The 16,908-nt window shown below is 55.8% G+C and carries 14 protein-coding genes; 9 read left to right on the forward strand and 5 right to left on the reverse strand.

Annotated features, from left to right (window positions below):
* The first annotated feature begins 28 nt into the window (after positions 1-28).
* From WJU22_RS15250 to WJU22_RS15270, 5 genes are all read left to right on the forward strand, one after another.
* Complete coding sequence (locus tag WJU22_RS15250; RefSeq protein ID WP_341839044.1) at positions 29-1,369, forward strand: MutS-related protein; 1,341 nt, start codon at positions 29-31, stop codon at positions 1,367-1,369.
* Between the two features lie 7 nt (positions 1,370-1,376).
* Complete coding sequence (locus tag WJU22_RS15255; RefSeq protein ID WP_341839045.1) at positions 1,377-2,513, forward strand: TlpA disulfide reductase family protein; 1,137 nt, start codon at positions 1,377-1,379, stop codon at positions 2,511-2,513.
* Between the two features lie 25 nt (positions 2,514-2,538).
* Complete coding sequence (locus tag WJU22_RS15260) at positions 2,539-3,861, forward strand: MutS-related protein (RefSeq protein WP_341839046.1); 1,323 nt, start codon at positions 2,539-2,541, stop codon at positions 3,859-3,861.
* A gap of 6 nt (positions 3,862-3,867) precedes the next feature.
* Positions 3,868-4,818, forward strand: coding sequence for a serine protease (locus WJU22_RS15265; protein ID WP_341839047.1), 951 nt, complete (start codon positions 3,868-3,870; stop codon positions 4,816-4,818).
* Positions 4,819-5,006: 188 nt separating this feature from the next.
* The gene (locus tag WJU22_RS15270; protein ID WP_341839048.1) at positions 5,007-5,753 is read left to right on the forward strand and encodes a hypothetical protein; all 747 of its coding nucleotides are present in this window, start codon (positions 5,007-5,009) and stop codon (positions 5,751-5,753) included.
* 13 nt (positions 5,754-5,766) lie between these two features.
* Here WJU22_RS15270 and WJU22_RS15275 read toward each other — a convergent pair whose 3' ends face one another.
* From WJU22_RS15275 to WJU22_RS15290, 4 genes are all read right to left on the reverse strand, one after another.
* Positions 5,767-7,752 (reverse strand): sensor histidine kinase, encoded by a 1,986-nt coding sequence (locus WJU22_RS15275; RefSeq protein ID WP_341839049.1) that lies wholly within the window; start codon positions 7,750-7,752, stop codon positions 5,767-5,769.
* Between the two features lie 127 nt (positions 7,753-7,879).
* Entirely contained in the window at positions 7,880-9,187 is a 1,308-nt protein-coding gene (locus WJU22_RS15280) for an OmpA family protein (RefSeq protein WP_341839050.1), read from the reverse strand.
* A gap of 109 nt (positions 9,188-9,296) precedes the next feature.
* Positions 9,297-10,586: a hypothetical protein gene (locus WJU22_RS15285; RefSeq protein WP_341839051.1), complete on the reverse strand. Its 1,290-nt coding sequence runs from the start codon at positions 10,584-10,586 to the stop codon at positions 9,297-9,299.
* Between the two features lie 99 nt (positions 10,587-10,685).
* Positions 10,686-11,393, reverse strand: coding sequence for a Crp/Fnr family transcriptional regulator (locus WJU22_RS15290; protein ID WP_341839052.1), 708 nt, complete (start codon positions 11,391-11,393; stop codon positions 10,686-10,688).
* Between the two features lie 122 nt (positions 11,394-11,515).
* Here WJU22_RS15290 and WJU22_RS15295 point away from each other — a divergent pair, with 122 nt between their 5' ends.
* The 4 genes from WJU22_RS15295 (at position 11,516) to WJU22_RS15310 (ending at position 14,990) form a co-directional block, all read left to right on the forward strand.
* On the forward strand, positions 11,516-12,160 hold the full coding sequence (locus tag WJU22_RS15295; protein ID WP_341839053.1) for a class I SAM-dependent methyltransferase: 645 nt from the start codon (positions 11,516-11,518) through the stop codon (positions 12,158-12,160).
* 13 nt (positions 12,161-12,173) lie between these two features.
* The gene (locus tag WJU22_RS15300; RefSeq protein WP_341839054.1) at positions 12,174-12,737 is read left to right on the forward strand and encodes a PhnA domain-containing protein; all 564 of its coding nucleotides are present in this window, start codon (positions 12,174-12,176) and stop codon (positions 12,735-12,737) included.
* A 5-nt stretch (positions 12,738-12,742) separates the two neighbouring features.
* Positions 12,743-14,422, forward strand: coding sequence for a SulP family inorganic anion transporter (locus tag WJU22_RS15305; protein ID WP_341839055.1), 1,680 nt, complete (start codon positions 12,743-12,745; stop codon positions 14,420-14,422).
* Between the two features lie 82 nt (positions 14,423-14,504).
* Complete coding sequence (locus tag WJU22_RS15310) at positions 14,505-14,990, forward strand: Lrp/AsnC ligand binding domain-containing protein (RefSeq protein ID WP_341839056.1); 486 nt, start codon at positions 14,505-14,507, stop codon at positions 14,988-14,990.
* Between the two features lie 74 nt (positions 14,991-15,064).
* Here the strand turns inward: WJU22_RS15310 and WJU22_RS15315 are convergent, their stop codons facing one another.
* A complete protein-coding gene (locus tag WJU22_RS15315; RefSeq protein WP_341839057.1) occupies positions 15,065-16,798 on the reverse strand; it encodes a hypothetical protein in 1,734 nt (577 codons plus the stop codon).
* Positions 16,799-16,908: the final 110 nt, after the last annotated feature.

Here is a 16,908-nt window from a genome sequence, read left to right on the forward strand (position 1 = left end):
CACGGCATAAGGAATTAAAACTTTTTTCATGTTACGAACCGACGAACAAACCATCGAGGACCTGGGTATTTTCGGGAAAAAGAGCGGCAGCGGGATTTACGATATCTATAACCGTTCCCATACCCGCGGCGGGGAGGCGCTGCTGGAAGAGATGTTCCGCGCGCCCCTGTCAGACAAGGCCGCCATCAACCGGCGGAGCAATATCATCGGGGATTTCGCGCGGCTGCGCATCCCATTCCCGTACGCATCTTCGCTGTTCGATATGGCCGAAAAATACCTCGTCAGCGCCGACCAGCCTTCGCGCAGCAAGGCAGACCAGGTGCTGCTCGGCGAAAGGGAAATACAGAACGGCGTGAGCGCCATCATCGAATTGATCCGGCTTTCGAAGGAATTCTCCGGGAGGGAAGACATCCGCAAGCTGCAGGCGTTCTCCGGTGAGCGCGCCGCCATGGCCGAATTGCTGGCGGACCCCGTTTTCGGGCCGGCATTGAAAGAGCAGCCGAAAGGCAAGCTGTCTTACGGCGCCGTAACGGCATACGACGCGCTTTTCCGCGTCAGCGAACGGCGGAAGGTAGGGCAGTTGCTCGAATGCATTTACCGGCTGGACGTGTACATGTCCGTAGCCGCAACGGCGGTGGAAAAGGGTTTCGTGTTCCCGGAAGCGCTCGATAAAGGTACTTGCGAGCTCCGGCTGGAAGGCGTATATCATCCTTCGCTCAAACAGCCCGTAGGCAATGATATCGTGATGAACGCCGCTCAAAACGTCATTTTCCTTACCGGTGCAAATATGGCTGGCAAATCCACCTTCCTCCGTTCCCTCAGCACCGCGCTGTACCTCGCCCACATGGGCTTCCCCGTGGCCGCGAAACGCATGTCGTTTTCCGTGCTCGACGGGATCTACACCACCGTCAACCTGCCGGATAACCTCGGTATCGGCGCCAGCCATTTTTACGCGGAAGTGCTCCGCGTCAAGAAAATGGCGACGGAGCTGCGGACGGGCATGTCGTTCTTCATCCTGTTCGACGAGCTGTTCCGCGGCACCAACGTCAAAGACGCGCACGAAGCCACCGTGGCCGTAACGCGCGGCTTCGCCGGCAAGCGCAACAGCATGTTTTTGATCTCCTCGCACATCGTGGAGGCCGGCGAAGCGCTCCGCCAGCTCGATAATATCGGCTTCCTGTACCTGCCTACCCGCATGAACGGCCATGTACCCGAATACACCTACAAGCTCGAACAGGGCGTGACAGACGACCGCCATGGAATGGTGATCATCCGCAACGAAGGTATCCTCGATATCCTGGAAAAAGGACGGAAACAATCAACACCACATCCGGCCACGCCGGCATCCGCAACCATCAAAAACCGTTAAAATGCAAATGAAACAACTTTTTACCATCGCGCTTTGCAGCCTGCCGCTGATCGCCAGTGCGCAACATCAATTCGAAATCAACGGCGAGGTGGGCAACCATAATTCGCCGGCCCGCGTGTACTGCGTATATGCGGTGGGGGACAGGCAAGTGCTGGATTCCGCGAATATTGCCAATGGCGCCTTCACGCTTCGCGGCAACGTGCCCGACGTAACGATGGTTTGGCTCATGCTCGACCACGCCGGAACGGGCTATGCACAGCAAACGCCCTATAATTCGGACGTAGTCGGCATTTACGTGTATGATGAAAAAATGACGGTCCGCTCTGCGGATTCAATGAAAAATATCCAGCCCGTAGGCTCGCCGCTCAACGACGAAGGCCAGCATTTTTACAGGCAACTGGCTTCGTGGATGGAGAAAACGAACGCGGTGAACTTCGAATGGCAAACCATGCCGCCGGAGAAACAGGCCGATCCTGCCGCGAAAGCCGCCTGGAAGGCAAAGTCAGAACAGGTGTTGAAGGAAAACGTTGCCGCTAAAACCGCTTACGTGCGGGAGCATCCGGATGCCTACTTCAGCCTGATGGCACTGTCGGAACTGATCAACGACAAGCAAGATCCCGCCGTCCTGGAGCAACTGCTGGGCTCACTGTCTGCCCGCTGGCGGGAAAGCAATACCGGCAAAGGTGTGGCGGCAGATATAGTTGCGCTGCGGAAAACGGCCACCGGCAATAAAGCGCCCGATTTCACGCAGCCCGACAAAGACGGCAATCCGGTCAGCCTGGCCCAGTTCAAGGGGAAATACCTGCTGGTCGATTTCTGGGCAAGCTGGTGCACGCCATGCCGCCAGGAAAATCCGAACGTGGTGAAAGCCTACAACCGTTTTCATCCGAAAGGCTTTGAAGTGCTCGGCGTGTCGCTGGACGATGCCCGTTTCCGTAATGCCTGGCTGGAGGCCATCGAGAGCGATAAGCTGGCGTGGAAGCATGTAAGCGATTTGAAGGGCTGGCAAAACGCCGCCGCGAAGCTGTTCGCCGTAAAAAGCATTCCCCAGAACTTCCTGCTGTCGCCCGACGGCACCATCCTGGCGGTAAACTTGCGCGGAGAAGCGCTGGAACAGCAGCTGGAAAAGCTGCTCGGTAAATAATTCCTTTTCGTATTCAACCAATCGTATGAGTTTCGGAATCGACAAACAAACCCTCGAAGAATTGAACCTGCTGGGCAAATTCCGGCAGGGATCGGTATACCAGCTGTTCAACCGTGTCAAAACCCGCGGCGGGGAACAACTGCTGGACGATATGTTCCGCTTCCCGCTGACCGACGCCAATGCCATCAACCAGCGCAGCAGCATCTTCCAATATTTCCAGGAGAAAAAATTCGTGTTCCCGTTCGATGTGAAACAGGTGAGTTTCCTCCGCGAATACCTGGACGTGTCCGCTCCCGGAAACGCCGGAATGGTACTGGCGGGAACGGTAGTGAAGAAATGGCTGTCGTCGCTCACGCGCGACGAACGCTATAAGAAAATGGTGCAGGGCCTGCATGCCGCCATCGTCACCCTTCAAAAATGTCACGCTTTCGTATCGTCCGTCAGCCAGGCCGATGGCCCGTTCCAGGTGCGGTTGCAGGCCATGCGCGAAATGCAGGCGGATAAAAGAGTGGAAGCGTTGCGCAATATGGACATCTACGAGGCGTTGCCCGTACGCACCCTGGCGCGGTACGACCATCTCCTCAAAGGCAAGCTGCAAAAGCAGATGGAAGACCTGCTCCATTTCATTTACGAGACAGACGTTTTTATCGCCGTGAGCGATGTGGCGCGCGAGAAATCCTTTCATTACGCGCATGCGCTGCTGCCCGGAGCGAACGTATTCCGCGCCGAAGCGCTGGCGCATCCTTGCATAGAGGGTGCCGTAGGTAACGGTATTCACCTGGGTGCGGCGGCGAATGTGCTTTTCCTGACCGGTGCGAACATGGCGGGGAAGTCGACCCTCATGAAATCCATCGGGATCGGTTGTTACCTGGCGCACATGGGCTTCCCGGTAGCAGCGGCGAAACTGGAGTTTTCCGTGCGTGATGGCATGTATACCTCCATCAACGTGGCAGACAACATCGGCCTGGGATACAGCCATTTCTATGCGGAGGTGGTACGGGTGAAACATGCCGCAGAAGCTGCCGCCAGCGGGAAACGGCTGCTCCTGATGTTCGACGAGCTTTTCAAGGGCACGAACGTGAAAGACGCGTACGACGGAACGCTGGCCGTAACGGAAGGCTTTGCCGGATACACGGCCTGCCTGTTCGTAGTGTCTACGCACATCATCGAAGTAGGGGAGGCGCTGCAGCAATACGGCAATATCCGTTTTGCATTCATGCCAACGATCATGGACGGCCCCCGGCCACGGTACACTTATCAGCTCCGGGAAGGCATTACGGAAGACAGGCAGGGTATGATGATCATCCGCAACGAGGGCATTCTCGGTTTACTGAACGATTCAATCTGATACAATATGCGACTATATCGTTTTTTGCTGGTTTTGATTTGCGGGAACGCCCTGCTGCAGTCTGCTTTGGCGCAAGACAGTCTTAATGGCGGGATGTACGTCGACTATCAGCAATTCTTTTCCAGCCTATCCTTTACGCCCGTTGCCGGGCGCTCTCCGGCCGCCATCCAGCAAGACCTCAAATCCAGCGCAGCGCGGCTGGTGGAAGATGTTCCGCCCGCCACGCCGCTGTCGCTGCCCGGTGCAGGGCGCAAAACGTTGACTGCCGAGGCGATTTACACGCGCCGCAAAAACAGCGTGCTGATGGTTGGGCGGCTGAAGAAAGCCGGCACAGGCGCCGGTATTTCCTTCGATATCACCGGTACTGCATTCGCCATCACGGCCGGAGGCGTTTGCGTGACCAATTACCACGTCCTGGAGCAGATCATCGCTCCCCGGGAGGAGGCCGGCCGGCAAGACAGCGCATGGTTCGTCATTACCCGCGATAAACGTGTTTTCCTCATCAACAAGATCGTTTCCTGGTCGCGCAATAACGACCTGGCGATATTTGCCCTCGATGCGGGCGGCGCGCGGTTCGATCCGCTGCCGTTAGGGAAACCTGCGGAGGAGGGAGCGAGTGTATATTGCCTGTCGCATCCGGGCGGGTATTTCTGGTACTTCAGCAAGGGCATCGTGGCTAGGAACGCGGTGGTATCGGGGCCATCGCTGGCAACGGGTTTCAATCCTGCAGGCATAAAGCCTGTCAGAATGGAGGTGACAGCGGATTATGGCGTCGGTTCCAGCGGAGGGCCCATCTTCGACCGCCGTGGCAACCTCGCGGGCATCGTTTCTACCACCACGCCCCTGGGATCGGTAATGAGGGATTCGTTGGGGAACAACCTGGGGCACCAGCAAATGGTGGTCCGCGATGCGGTACCGGTATTTGCGTTGCGGCAATTGTTGGGGCTGGCGGATTAGGAGGGGCCGGCCTACATCCTCCATACCCCTCCATCTCCGTAAATCACTGACTTTCCCAAATAGCGGCAAACACCGATCCCCGCTTTCCTGCATTGCCCTTTTTTTGCAGTATGAAAGCGACATCTTTTTTCACCACGATATTTTTTTGTTTCAGCTGGCTATCGGCTGTTGCCCAAAAAACGGTACGGATGGATGCTGCATCCCTCATCAGCAGTATCCCCCAACTTCCGCCAACAGTAACGGCCATGCACGAACTGTTCACCCTTCAAACCAAATACGGCGAAGAATTCAGGACCGGCGCACTCCTGGATCCACCTTTAGGACAATGCAAACAGCTCGTTAGCGCCATCCACGACGCCACCATCCGGGATATCATGAAAAAATCCCCGCGCCGGGATATGCCCGACTCCATCCAGTATGAGGACGAACGGTGGAAACTCGCCCTGCGCCCCATTTTAGGCCCCGAAGTGAAAGCAAAGCTCGCCGGTCTGGACGCCGCCGCCCGGCCTATAGTAACCCAGATCTTCGAGCTGCAGGCCGCGTTCGACTGGGTAAATTATTATACTGAAGATGAAAAGATAAAGAAGGTATTCCGGCAGAAAGAAGCCGCCCTTTCCAGCGAAAATGCCCCGGGCGCCGCAAGGGCCAAGGTGGAACTGGGCAAATCCCTGTACGAAAAGCAACAGCAGTTATGGATGGACAGATTCCGGAAATACACGACCGCCCTCAAAACGCTCCAGCAATTGATGGAAAAAATCGACTACGGGGAAAAATTGAGCGCCGCCGATCAAAAACTCGCCGGGAAAATACTGGGCGATGTGCAGGCCCGGGCACTGGAAGCGCACGAGAAACTCGTCTGGAACCAGACCTCCATCGTCATGAACGGCGAACTTACATTCAGCGGATTCCAGATCCTCAGCATGTACGGAGAATAGGAGAGGCCGGTTCCTACGGAGCGATGTCTTCCTGCGGCACAACATTTACCGCAGCCGCGGTGGTATCGAATTCGAGATAAATGCTCACCCCCTCGTTCGGATAAGCCTCGATTTCCATCGTGCCGTTCAGCGCCTTCGCCCGCGAGGCAAGGCTCTGCAGGCCCATGCCTGCGCCGCCCGATTCGTCTTTCAGGAAACCTTTGCCATCGTCTTCCACGGTGATAGACAGCAGGTTATCCTGGTGGTTCAGCTGAACGATGGCATTGCCCGCGCCGGAATGTTTGATGATGTTGTTGAGCAGCTCCTGGACGATCCGGTACACCGACAGCTCGAACCCGCCGTCGAACCGCGTGGCCTGGCCCCAGGAGTCATATTGGATCTTCAGCGTATGGCTGCTGATATTTGCGCAATAACGCCGCAGGGCTTCGTTGAGGCCGTACAGCATGAGGATTTCGGGCATGAGGTTGTGTGAGGTCTTGCGGACTTCAACGGTAGCGTCGTCCAGCAATTTTACGGTTTGGAGGTAATCTTCCGTTCTTTCCACCTGCTGCTGCAGGTGCACCATGCTGCTGAGGTGCATTTTAGCCGCGGCCAGCATGCCGGCGATACCGTCGTGCAGGTCTTTGGCGATGCGGCTCCTTTCTTTCTCTTCCCCCTTCATCAGTGCCTGCAGCATTTCGATTTCCTGTTGCTTTTCCAGGGTTTCCAGTTTGAGCGCGAAAGACTTTTTCCGGTTGCGGTTGCGGATGAACAATACGGTGGCGATCAACAGGGCCACCAATAACCCAACGAGCGCGTACAGCATATTCCGGTTACTTTTTTCAAGCGCCAGGTCTTTTTGCGCCAGTTGCAACTGTTTCTCAGAAAGTGCCTTTTCCTTTTGGGCCCATTGGAAGCGGGATTCGATTTCCGTGATCGTCCGTGTATTCTGCCGCGCGTAAAACGAATCCTTGAACGCGCTGTATTGCTGATTGTACAAATAGGCTTCCTTGTAATTGCCGGTCAGGTATTGCCATTGCGACAGCCGGTCATAGATACTGAACAGGTGGAAAAGGCTCGTATCCGCCTCTGCCTTCTGTTTCAGCGTGTTCAGCACCAGGCCCTCGTTCCTGTAATCCTTTTTCAGCTGGTAAGCATCCGCCAGTTCCAGCCCGGCGGCGATATAATTGGCGGGATCGATTTCTGCCGAATATTGCATCGACATTTTCGCTGCTGCGATGGCGGAATCGGGCTCGTTGAGCTTGGCCCAGGCTGCCGCCAGGTGGGAATACGCCTTGATGATCAACATGGGGTCTTCCTGGTGCGGCAGATACCGCCGGGCCTTTTTCGCCGCTTCCAGCGCGCCAGGATAATCCTTAGACTGGTTGAGCACATAACTCAGCCCGGTATGCGCCGTAACGATGTAATCGCTGTCATTGATGGCCGTAGCCAGTTCCACCGCTTTGCGGGAATAGGAAACGGCTTTGGTCAGCTCGCGCCTGTTGGCGAACCCCGTTCCCACGTTTTCATACAACCGCGCCAGTTTGCCGGGCTCGGATTTGGTTCTTTCCAGCAATTCGACGCCTTTCAGCAGGTAATGAAGGGCACTGTCTCCCTGGCCCAGGATGTCGAAATTGTAGCCCATATTGATATAGCAGAGGATGATGCCGCGCGTCCGGTTGATCCGTTCAAAGTGCACGAGCGCCATCTGCGCATAGTCGATCCCTTCCCGGTTGCGCCCTTCATGCCCGACGAGGTACCCCAGCCTGGCGTAGCTCGATCCTATCCCGTAATCGTACCCGATGCGGGAACTCCTTTCCAGCGTGATGTTCAATATTTCCTTCGCCTTCGGATTGTCGAAATTGATCAGGTCTACGGCATAACTCATGAGCGCATTGATGCCGGCCGTATCGTTGGCCTGCGCGATCAATTGCTGCAAGTCCGGCTTTTGACCCTGCGCGAACAGGTGGGAAAGGCTCATGAAAAATAAAACGGGAAGCGCGATGCATTTCTTTATCATATTGGGGCGGTCGATATAGATGGCTAAAATAAAAATTATTTCCGGCTGCGTCGGAATTTCTTCCATGCCAAAGGTCTTTGCAGGACGAATCCCGCAAAGACCTTGCATTCCATAAGCAATATTAGGTTTACAGTTTGATGAATTCCACCCGCCGGTTGCTGGCTTTTCCTTCTTTGGTATTGTTGTCGGCCACGGGTTTCGATTCGCCGAGCCCGTCGGTTTCCATCCGCGCCGCGGCGATGCCGTATTCGGTTTGCAATGCGGCCTGCACCGCTTTGGCGCGCCGTTTCGACAGGTCGGTGTTTTGCGCGGCATCACCGTCGCTGTCGGTATGACCGGTGATCTTTACCCTCACGGTCGCATTTTCCTGCAATACCGCGGCAATTCCCTTGAGCACGCCGGCGCTTTCAGGCCTGATCCTGTCGGAATTGACGTCGAACAGGATGCCGTTGGTAACGAGCTTCCCTTCCGTAATGAGCTTGCTCCGCAGGTCTGGCGTGCCTTCCGCTACTTTGATGTTGGAAATGAACATCCCCAGCTGGTCTTCCGTGTACAGCGACGATTCCAGGCTCAGCCCCACGCGGTTAAAGCTGGATGTGGGCGGAACGGCCTGCGGAATGTCGAACACCTTTTCACCGTTTATCCAGTACCGGATGCGTTCTTTCTGTACCCAAACCGAGATGTGCAGCGGCTTTCCGTCATTGTCCGACGAAATTTTCAACTCTTTCGCCTGGTTCGAAAAATATTCCGTGCCTTTCGCATAGCTTTTCAGGGAAACGCTCAGGGGTTTTCCCGCGCCGGCAGCGGCGATAACAAGCGCTACTTCGTGGGCGGCGTCCTGGTTCACGACGTAGTTGCGGGGCGACTGTTCTCCGGGCGCCAGACCGAGCAGTTTCAGTTCCAGTTCCGGGTACACATATCCGCCTTCGTCGCCGAACTGCAATACCAGGTCGGCTTCCAGCGTGAAGTTTTCCGGGAGCTTGCCGGCAGCGGGCGATGTGAAGCGGCTGGCGGGGAAGAGGCGCATCCAGTTGCCGGGGAGCTTGTCGATGGTCACGGTTTCGCCGCGGTTGTTGGTGGTCCATTTCAGGGGAAGCTCGCCGATGGCATCGCCCGCGAAATCTTCCGTATAAACGATCCGTTCTCCGGGGATGAAATCGAACTTGCTGTAGCTTTTCAGACCGGTATTCGGTTTACCCGCGTCCTGTGGTACGGTTTGCGCGGGTTTTTCCTTTTCGGATTTCTGTTTTTTGGCAGGCTGTTTCAACTGGCCGTCCACTTCTTCTTCGGCTTTGTCCATCGATTTATCGATAGCGCCGTCTACACGACGCTCGGCCCTGGCTTCGGCTTTCTGTTTGATTTTATCCAGAATGGCCGACTGGGAAAATACCGCCAGGGGCATATGCAGGAGTGCGATGAATACGAATTTTTTCATGTTGATGATGATTTATGCGGCAAAGTAACCGCATCCCGCTCCGCTGGAAATCAGCAGAAAGAAGGATATCTGGAACTGCGTGATTTACGTAGACAGATTGGCAGTTGCCCTACCAGCGCCGTTGTACCTTGAACGTCCCGTTGATGTTGCCGGTCTTGATCTGCTGGCCGTTCTCCCTGTCCAGCAGGCCCGCTTTGCCGATGAAAAACGACCCGCTGATGTATTTCGTCCCGCTTTCCTCGGTTTCTTCGACATGGAGGAACCCCGCGCTGTCGAACGTTCGCAGGCCGTCGTCGAAAATGGAAATCCACATCCGCCGGAAATCGGGCTCATCATATTCGAAGTTCACATCTGTCCGGTCTTCATCGTCCATCGACCAGAACAACAAACCGTCCGATTTCATTTTATCGTTTTCCGGCCATTGGAATACGATCTGCGGCATGTCTTCGGAAGAGCGGATGTTGCTCATGCTGAACCGGAAAAGCTCGTCCATTTTCACGGCCCAGCCGGGATACGATTGCCATTCGCCGCCGTCGATGCTGATATGGATACCTTCGGTGACGATCTGGATGGTGCTGATCAGCAACACCTGCTTCCCGTTAACGTTCAGTTCGAGTGAGATGGTGGCGGTGGAATGGGCGGGGGCGGATGCCGGCGCGGTGTAAACGGCTTCGGACCCTTTTGTTTCCAGTTTCCCGGGGCCATGGAGCGTCCATTTCCGGATATACTGTTTCTCGATCAGTTTGGGCTTGCCGGTGCCGGCGTTCGGGAGGGAAAGCGGTGCGAGCCATTCGCCCACATCGGGGAACACATATCGAAAAGCCTTCAGGGTAACGGTTTTGCCGACGCCGAGGGTTTTTGTCACGGGTGATAGCTCCATGGATGCGATGAGGGCCCAGTCGCTGAAATGGCCGGTTTGAACGGAGATGATCTTGCGGGCCGTATCGTTCACGTTCCCGCCTGTGCAAACCCATTCGCCGCTTTCTTTCTGGAACGCGATTTCCGGTGCGAGCGCACTGCCGAGAACGTCTTTGTATTTCCAGTAATTAAACCGGACGGTAACGCTTTTTTTGAAGGTTTGCCCGTGCGGCGTCAGGCGGTAGCTTTTTCCGATTGGACTGGTAGCCGTGTGGCGCAGCGGCTGGATGCCGATCTCGGTATCGGCCGTCAGCGCGCCGGGGGGAATTTCGATTTCGAGGAGGCCGTCGCTGCTGGTGACCGTTCCGCCGGCGGAGCCGACCATTTCCGTATAATTCTCGCCGACAGGCGTGCCTTTCGGTTGTTGGGTGACGATACCCTGCTGTTGCGGAGGCTCCGTGGCATGGGGATTCTTCTTGCAGGAAGTGCCGCCGGTAAAAAGGAATAGCAGCAGATAGGGGAAAACATTTGATTGGAACATAACTGGCTTTTTAACTGACGGCAAAACTAGGGCCGTCGGTTTTCGCCCAGCTACGCAAAAACACGGAGATCGGGAAATGGGTGGATGCCGGTAGAGGGGTTAATGGAAGTCGGCGATCCGGATCAGTTTGTTGACGTCGTGCACGATGATCTTGCGGCCCTTTGTTTCGAGGATACCTTCTTCCTTGAGCTCCGTCAGCATCCTGACCACGCTTTCGCGCGTGGCGCCGACGAGGCTGGCGAGATCGTCGCGGCTCAGGGTGATGGTGACGGGCATGCCGGGGGAGAAGTCCACTTTGTATTTTTCGCGGAGCACGATCAGTTGGAGCGCGAGCCTTTGCCGCGCGGGTTTCTGGGCAAAGAGGCTCACGGCATTGGCCAGTACGCCGAATTCGTGGCTGAGGGTTTTCAGGAGCCGCCGGCTCAGCACGGGCGAGCGGTCGAGGATGTCGAGGAAATCTTCTTTGGGGATGAAGGCGACCCTGCTTTTTTCCAATGCGGCGGCGGAATCGGGGTAACGCTCTTCCGACAATACGGCATGATAACCCATCAGTTCGCCGGTGTTGGCCACATAGATGATTTGCTCCCTGCCGCCGGGGTCTACCTTGAATTTCTTGATCTTCCCTTCCACGATAAAGAATATCCCCTGGGGGAAGCCGCCTTCGCGGAAAATGATTTCACCCTTGTCATACACCTGTTCCAGCCGGTGCGCCATGAGCCCTTTCAGGTCGCCCTCCGGCAGCCCGGCCAGGATCGATTCCCGCCTGAAATTCCATTTGTCTATCGGAAAAATGCCTTTTATGCTCATCGTACGGCGAATGTATCGCTTTAACGGAAAGTGATAAAATGCAATTTTTGGATTGACGGGGCGCACTGGAACCTCCGGAAATCTGCCTTATTTTTGCAGTTTGAGAATATATCGCAGGTTTCATGATGCAGCAGGGTCAAAATAATTTACCCGGGGAGCTCAACACCCCCGGGGACGATATCCGGACGGACAACGCACGTTTCTTCCATTCAGACGCGCATTTCAACGAGCTCTACCCGCCGGAGATCGTCAGCCTCTCGCGCCGGCACTGGACGCCGCTGCCCATCGCCCGGAAAGTAGCCGCCTTCCTGGCCGTCGGCAACGCGCAGGTCCTCGATATCGGCTGCGGCGTCGGGAAGTTTTGCCTCGCCGCCGGGCATATCGCGCCGAACGGCACGTTCTACGGCGTGGAACAGCGCAAGCGCCTGCTGCGGCACGCGGAAAAGGCGAAAAAGGCTTTGCGGCTGGATAACGTGCATTTCATCAACGCCAACTTCACCCAGCTGAACTTCCGGGAATTCGATCATTTCTACTTTTACAACGCTTTTTACGAAAACCTCGACGGTACCGACAAAATCGATGACAGCATCGACTATTCCGCCGAACTGTTCCATTACTACAACCGGTTTTTACACCGCCAGCTCGATCAGAAGCCCGCCGGAACGCGGCTGGTGACGTTCCACAGCCTGGAAGATGAGGTGCCGCGCGATTTTCATGTGGTGGACAGTACCCATAGCAATCTCCTTAAATTCTGGATAAAATCCTGACAATCAACATTACATGAATACAACTATTACCCGCGAACTGAATGAGCGTTGCAGCGGCCTTTGCGAACTGTGTAACAACGAGCCCGCCGCCAGCGCGTACGCCGTTAGCCCGAAAAACCATGACGCCATCGCCAACGAAGTGGCGCTTTGCGATACCTGCCTCGCCGCGCTCGCCGATAAAGGCGCCGCAATGCATTGGCAATGCCTGGCCGGCAGCATCTGGAACGAAACGCCCAGCGTACAGGCGCTGACGTACCGTTTGCTCCACCAGTTCAGGGAAGAAGCCTGGGCACAGGAGATCGCCGGGAGCGTGGAGCTCGATGAAGCCGTGGTACACTGGGCAATGACCGCTTTCGAAGTGAAAGCCGTGCACCAGGACAGTAACGGCACCCCGCTGGAAAACGGCGATACCGTTGTATTGACGCAGGGCCTGAACGTGAAAGGCGCCAATTTCATGGCCCCGAAAGGCACTATCGTTCGGAAAATTAGACTGGTGGCCGATAACGCAGAACAGATAGAAGGGAAGATCAATGAGCAAACGATCGTGATCCTCACCAAGTTCGTCCGCAAATCCTGACGGCCATGTTCGTACCCAAGTTGCTAACCACACTGAAAAGTTATAACCGTCAGCAATTCGGAAAGGATGTGATGGCGGGCGTGATCGTGGGCATCGTGGCATTGCCGCTGGCCATCGCGTTCGCCATTGCTTCCGGTGTTTCGCCGGAAAAAGGTTTATATACCGCTATCATCGCCGGGTTCATCATTTCGGTGATGGGCGGCAGCAGGGTGCAGATCGGCGGGCCTACCGGCGCGTTCATCGTGATCGTGTACGGCATCGTGCAGACGTACGGTGTAGACGGGCTGCTGGTAGCCACTTTTTTGGCGGGGATCATGCTCATCGTGATGGGACTGGCGCGTTTGGGGGCGGTCATCAAATTCATTCCATATCCACTGATCACGGGTTTTACCAGCGGCATAGCGCTCGTGATATTCGCTTCGCAGGTGAAAGATTTCCTGGGGCTGGACATGGGTGCCGTTCCGGCGGATTTCGTCGGCAAATGGGAAAGTTATTTCCAGCATATCCGTTCCGTTAATTTTTACGCCCTCGCTATCGGGTTTTTTACCATATTGACGATCCGGCTGACGCCGAAAATTACCAAAGTCGTTCCCGGATCGCTTATCGCGCTGTTGGTGGCTACCGTGGCCGTCAGTTGGCTGCAATTGCCCGTGGAAACCATCGGCAGCAGGTTCGGCGCTATCCCGGCCGCGTTCCCTTCGCTGTCGGTCCCCCATATCGACTATTCCATCATCCGGAATATGGTCCAGCCGGCATTTACCATCGCATTGCTCGGTGGCATCGAATCGCTGCTGTCTGCCGTGGTTGCCGACGGGATGATCGGCGGGAAGCACAAATCGAATATGGAATTGGTGGCACAGGGCACGGCGAATATATTTTCGTCTTTCTTTGGAGGGATCCCCGCCACGGGCGCCATCGCGCGGACGGCCACCAACGTGCGGAACGGCGGCAGAACGCCGGTTGCGGGGATCGTACATGCTTTTACTTTACTGGCGATCATGCTGTTCGCCGGAAAATGGGCCACGCTCATTCCCATGCCCGCGCTGGCGGGTATTTTGATCGTTGTTGCCTGGAACATGAGCGAATGGGAAAGCTTCGCGTCGGTGATGAAAGGGCCGAAGAACGACCGGGTCATTTTGCTGGTCACTTTTTTGCTCACGGTGTTGGTAGACCTTACCGTCGCCATCGAGATCGGGATGGTGCTGGCGGCTTTTCTTTTCATGCGGCATATGATCAGCAGCAGTAAGGTCAGCCGGCAGGAAGAAGGCAGCGCCGATGCCCCGCCGTTACCGGGGGGTACCGAGGTTTTCGAAATCACCGGCCCCCTGTTTTTCGGTGCCGTGCACAAATTCCGGGACGCCATGCAGTTCTCGCGCCAGCGGCCACACGTCCTGATCATCCGGATGCGGGAAGTGCCCATCATAGACGCTACCGGCATCAAGGCGATCCGGGAAATCCACCGCGAGCTGGCGCAACATCAAACCAAACTGGTCCTCTCCGAAATCGTGAGCGGCCAGGTGATGCAGGAACTGAAATCCGCCAGGCTGCTGTTTGCCATCGGCAAAGCGAACGTTACCGCCACATTCCCCGCTGCCGTCGAAAGGAGTCGCACACTCATGGAAGAATGGGCCGATGAAACCAGGCAGGGATCCAAACAGGCAGGCCAAATCCCCCGCCAGTCCTAACATACGGTACATTTTACACTAACTGATTCTTTTGGTTATGTGCGGCAAATGATCTTATTTACGCTCTATAGCTCCATTCACAATGCCAACCAAACCTACGCACCGGCTCGAGCTGGATGATCTCGACCTCAATATCATTTCCGCGCTGTCTACGGATGCGGACACTTCCCACAAGGAACTCGCGAAGCGGTACAACGTATCGCCCGGCACGATCCACTTCCGCGTGTTGCGGATGAAGGACCACGGCATTCTTGGCGAATCCAAAATGAAAGTGAACCTGCAAAGCATCGGCCTGAAAGTCACCGCTTTCGTAGGCATTTACCTGCAAAACGGGTCGAAGCATGATTTTGTAGTGGCGAAACTGCAACGGATTCGTGAAGTGGTACGGGTGCATACCCTCACCGGGCAGTTCAGCCTGCTGGCGGAAGTGGTGTGTACGGACAGGGAACACCTGCGGTCGGTACTGTACGACCAGGTAATGCAGATTTCCGGCGTAGACCGGACGGAATCGATGATTTCGCTGCAGGAGGAGTTTACCAAAGATATTCATGTACCGTATTTTGCATAAAATCATTTTCCCGTAAATAGAAACAGGAAGCATAATCGAATGCTTCCTGTTTTTTTATGCATTTACTGTAGCTATCAATCCACGATCGTAGACGAAGACGCGATCTTCACATCCGCGTATTTCCATGCTTCGTCGAACGCAGCTTTGGCTTTTTGTGCTTCGGCGGTCTTGTTTTGTTTGGACAGCGCGGCTTGCAGCCCGATGAGCGCCCAGCCGTTTTTCCGCCAGGTTTTCAGATCGTCGAGGTACACGCGTTCCGCTTCCTTGAATTTCCCCGCTTTGAGCAGCACTGCGCCCAGGTGGTGGCGGACAGAGAAGAACCAGTCTGGCGGCTCGTTGTAATTGAGACGGTCTTCCAGCGCGATGGCATCCTGCAGGAGCGTGGCGGCTTCGTCCGGTTTGCCCTGTTGAAGGGCCACGCCGGCCGTCAGCACTTTCGACGCGATTTGCGCGAGGTCTGCCGTGGTATTGATGTTCCAGATGGTAATGTCTTTGAGGGTCGTATCGGCGGCAAGCAGATGCAGGCTGTCCATCTCAACGCCGGCGCTTTTCAGGTCGTGCTTGCCGAGGTAAGCCATGCCTTTGGCATAATGCCAGACGGCGCGGGGATATACCAGATCGGCAGGAGGAGCGGGGAGCGCGAGGATCGTGTCCCACATCGACAGCTTCACCGCCACGTACATGGGAATGGTGTAATAATGCTGTAAGGTGCCCCATCCCGGCATGCGCATAATGGCTTCCGAGGTGTGCGCGTGCAGTTTTTGCGCCGCATCCCAGGCCCATTTCGAATTGCCTTCCAGCGTGGCGGTTGCTACGAGGAAGTGATAATTGTGGGGATAGTAAGCCAGGGGATAGGCGCCCTGGGCATTGCAGGCCGTGGCATATGTGCTGTCTGCCGTTACGGCGTGGATGTTGGACAGCGATCCCAAATGATAATCGCCGGTGTTGATGTAAATGTGCGATGGCATATGCAATAGATGCCCGGCTCCCGGCACGAGCGTATCCAGCAAACCGGCGCTGGCCATGGCCACTTCGGGCCGGGCGGAAGTTTCCACGGCATGGATGTAAAAGTGATGCGCGCCGGCATGTTTGGGATGTTGCCGGATCAGTTGCTCCAGCAATTTGACGATCGCCGGCGTCCACGCGCGGGGAACTTTCGTGATTTTATCGTACAGGTCCCAGGGATGGAGGTTCATCATGGATTCCGCGTACATCGTGCCCACGTCGGGGTTAGACGGGAATTGCGCGTATACTTTCTTCATGGCGGCGGAATAGGCGATGTCCAGCGGCTTGCGGTCTTCCGGCGGCTCTTTCGCGTAACGGGCGCTCAATGCGCCGATAAGCGCCTTTTCCACCGGCGAGCTGTTTGCGGACAGTGATTGCGCTTTAGCGGCCGCTTCGTATGCCCGCTGGAAGTTATCTTCCTCCATACCGGCATTGTAATTCGGCCCCAGCACATATGCGAAGCCCCAATACGCCATGGCGCAGGTGGAATCCAGGCGGGCGGCTTCGTGGAAGGAGCGCGCGGCTTCGGCATGATTGAACCCGTAGGCCAGCATGAGGCCCTGGTTGAAATAGCGTTGTGCTTCAGGGTTGGCGGTGGTTATCTTGAAATCGATCCCGCCGAGCCCTTCCAGCAGGGGCGCCTTTTTACCGGAAGCGTACCAGTCTTTATCGTGCGTGGGCGGAACGGCGCAGCCGATAGACGGGGCGGCTTTGCCGGTGGAGTCCGTTTCCTTCGGCTTTGGGGAATTGTTGCAGGCGGAAAAAATACACGTCGATAACAGTGCAAAGCAGATTTGTCTCATAAGAAAATACAGTTTGAGAACATGAAGGATGTTATTTGGAGTTGACATAAATGCGTCATAAGTACAAGCGCATGCCGTGCTGTTGGTTGATACGATCACACAGCGCCCGG

It is taken from the genome of Chitinophaga caseinilytica, assembly GCF_038396765.1.
Lineage (GTDB): Bacteria > Bacteroidota > Bacteroidia > Chitinophagales > Chitinophagaceae > Chitinophaga > Chitinophaga caseinilytica.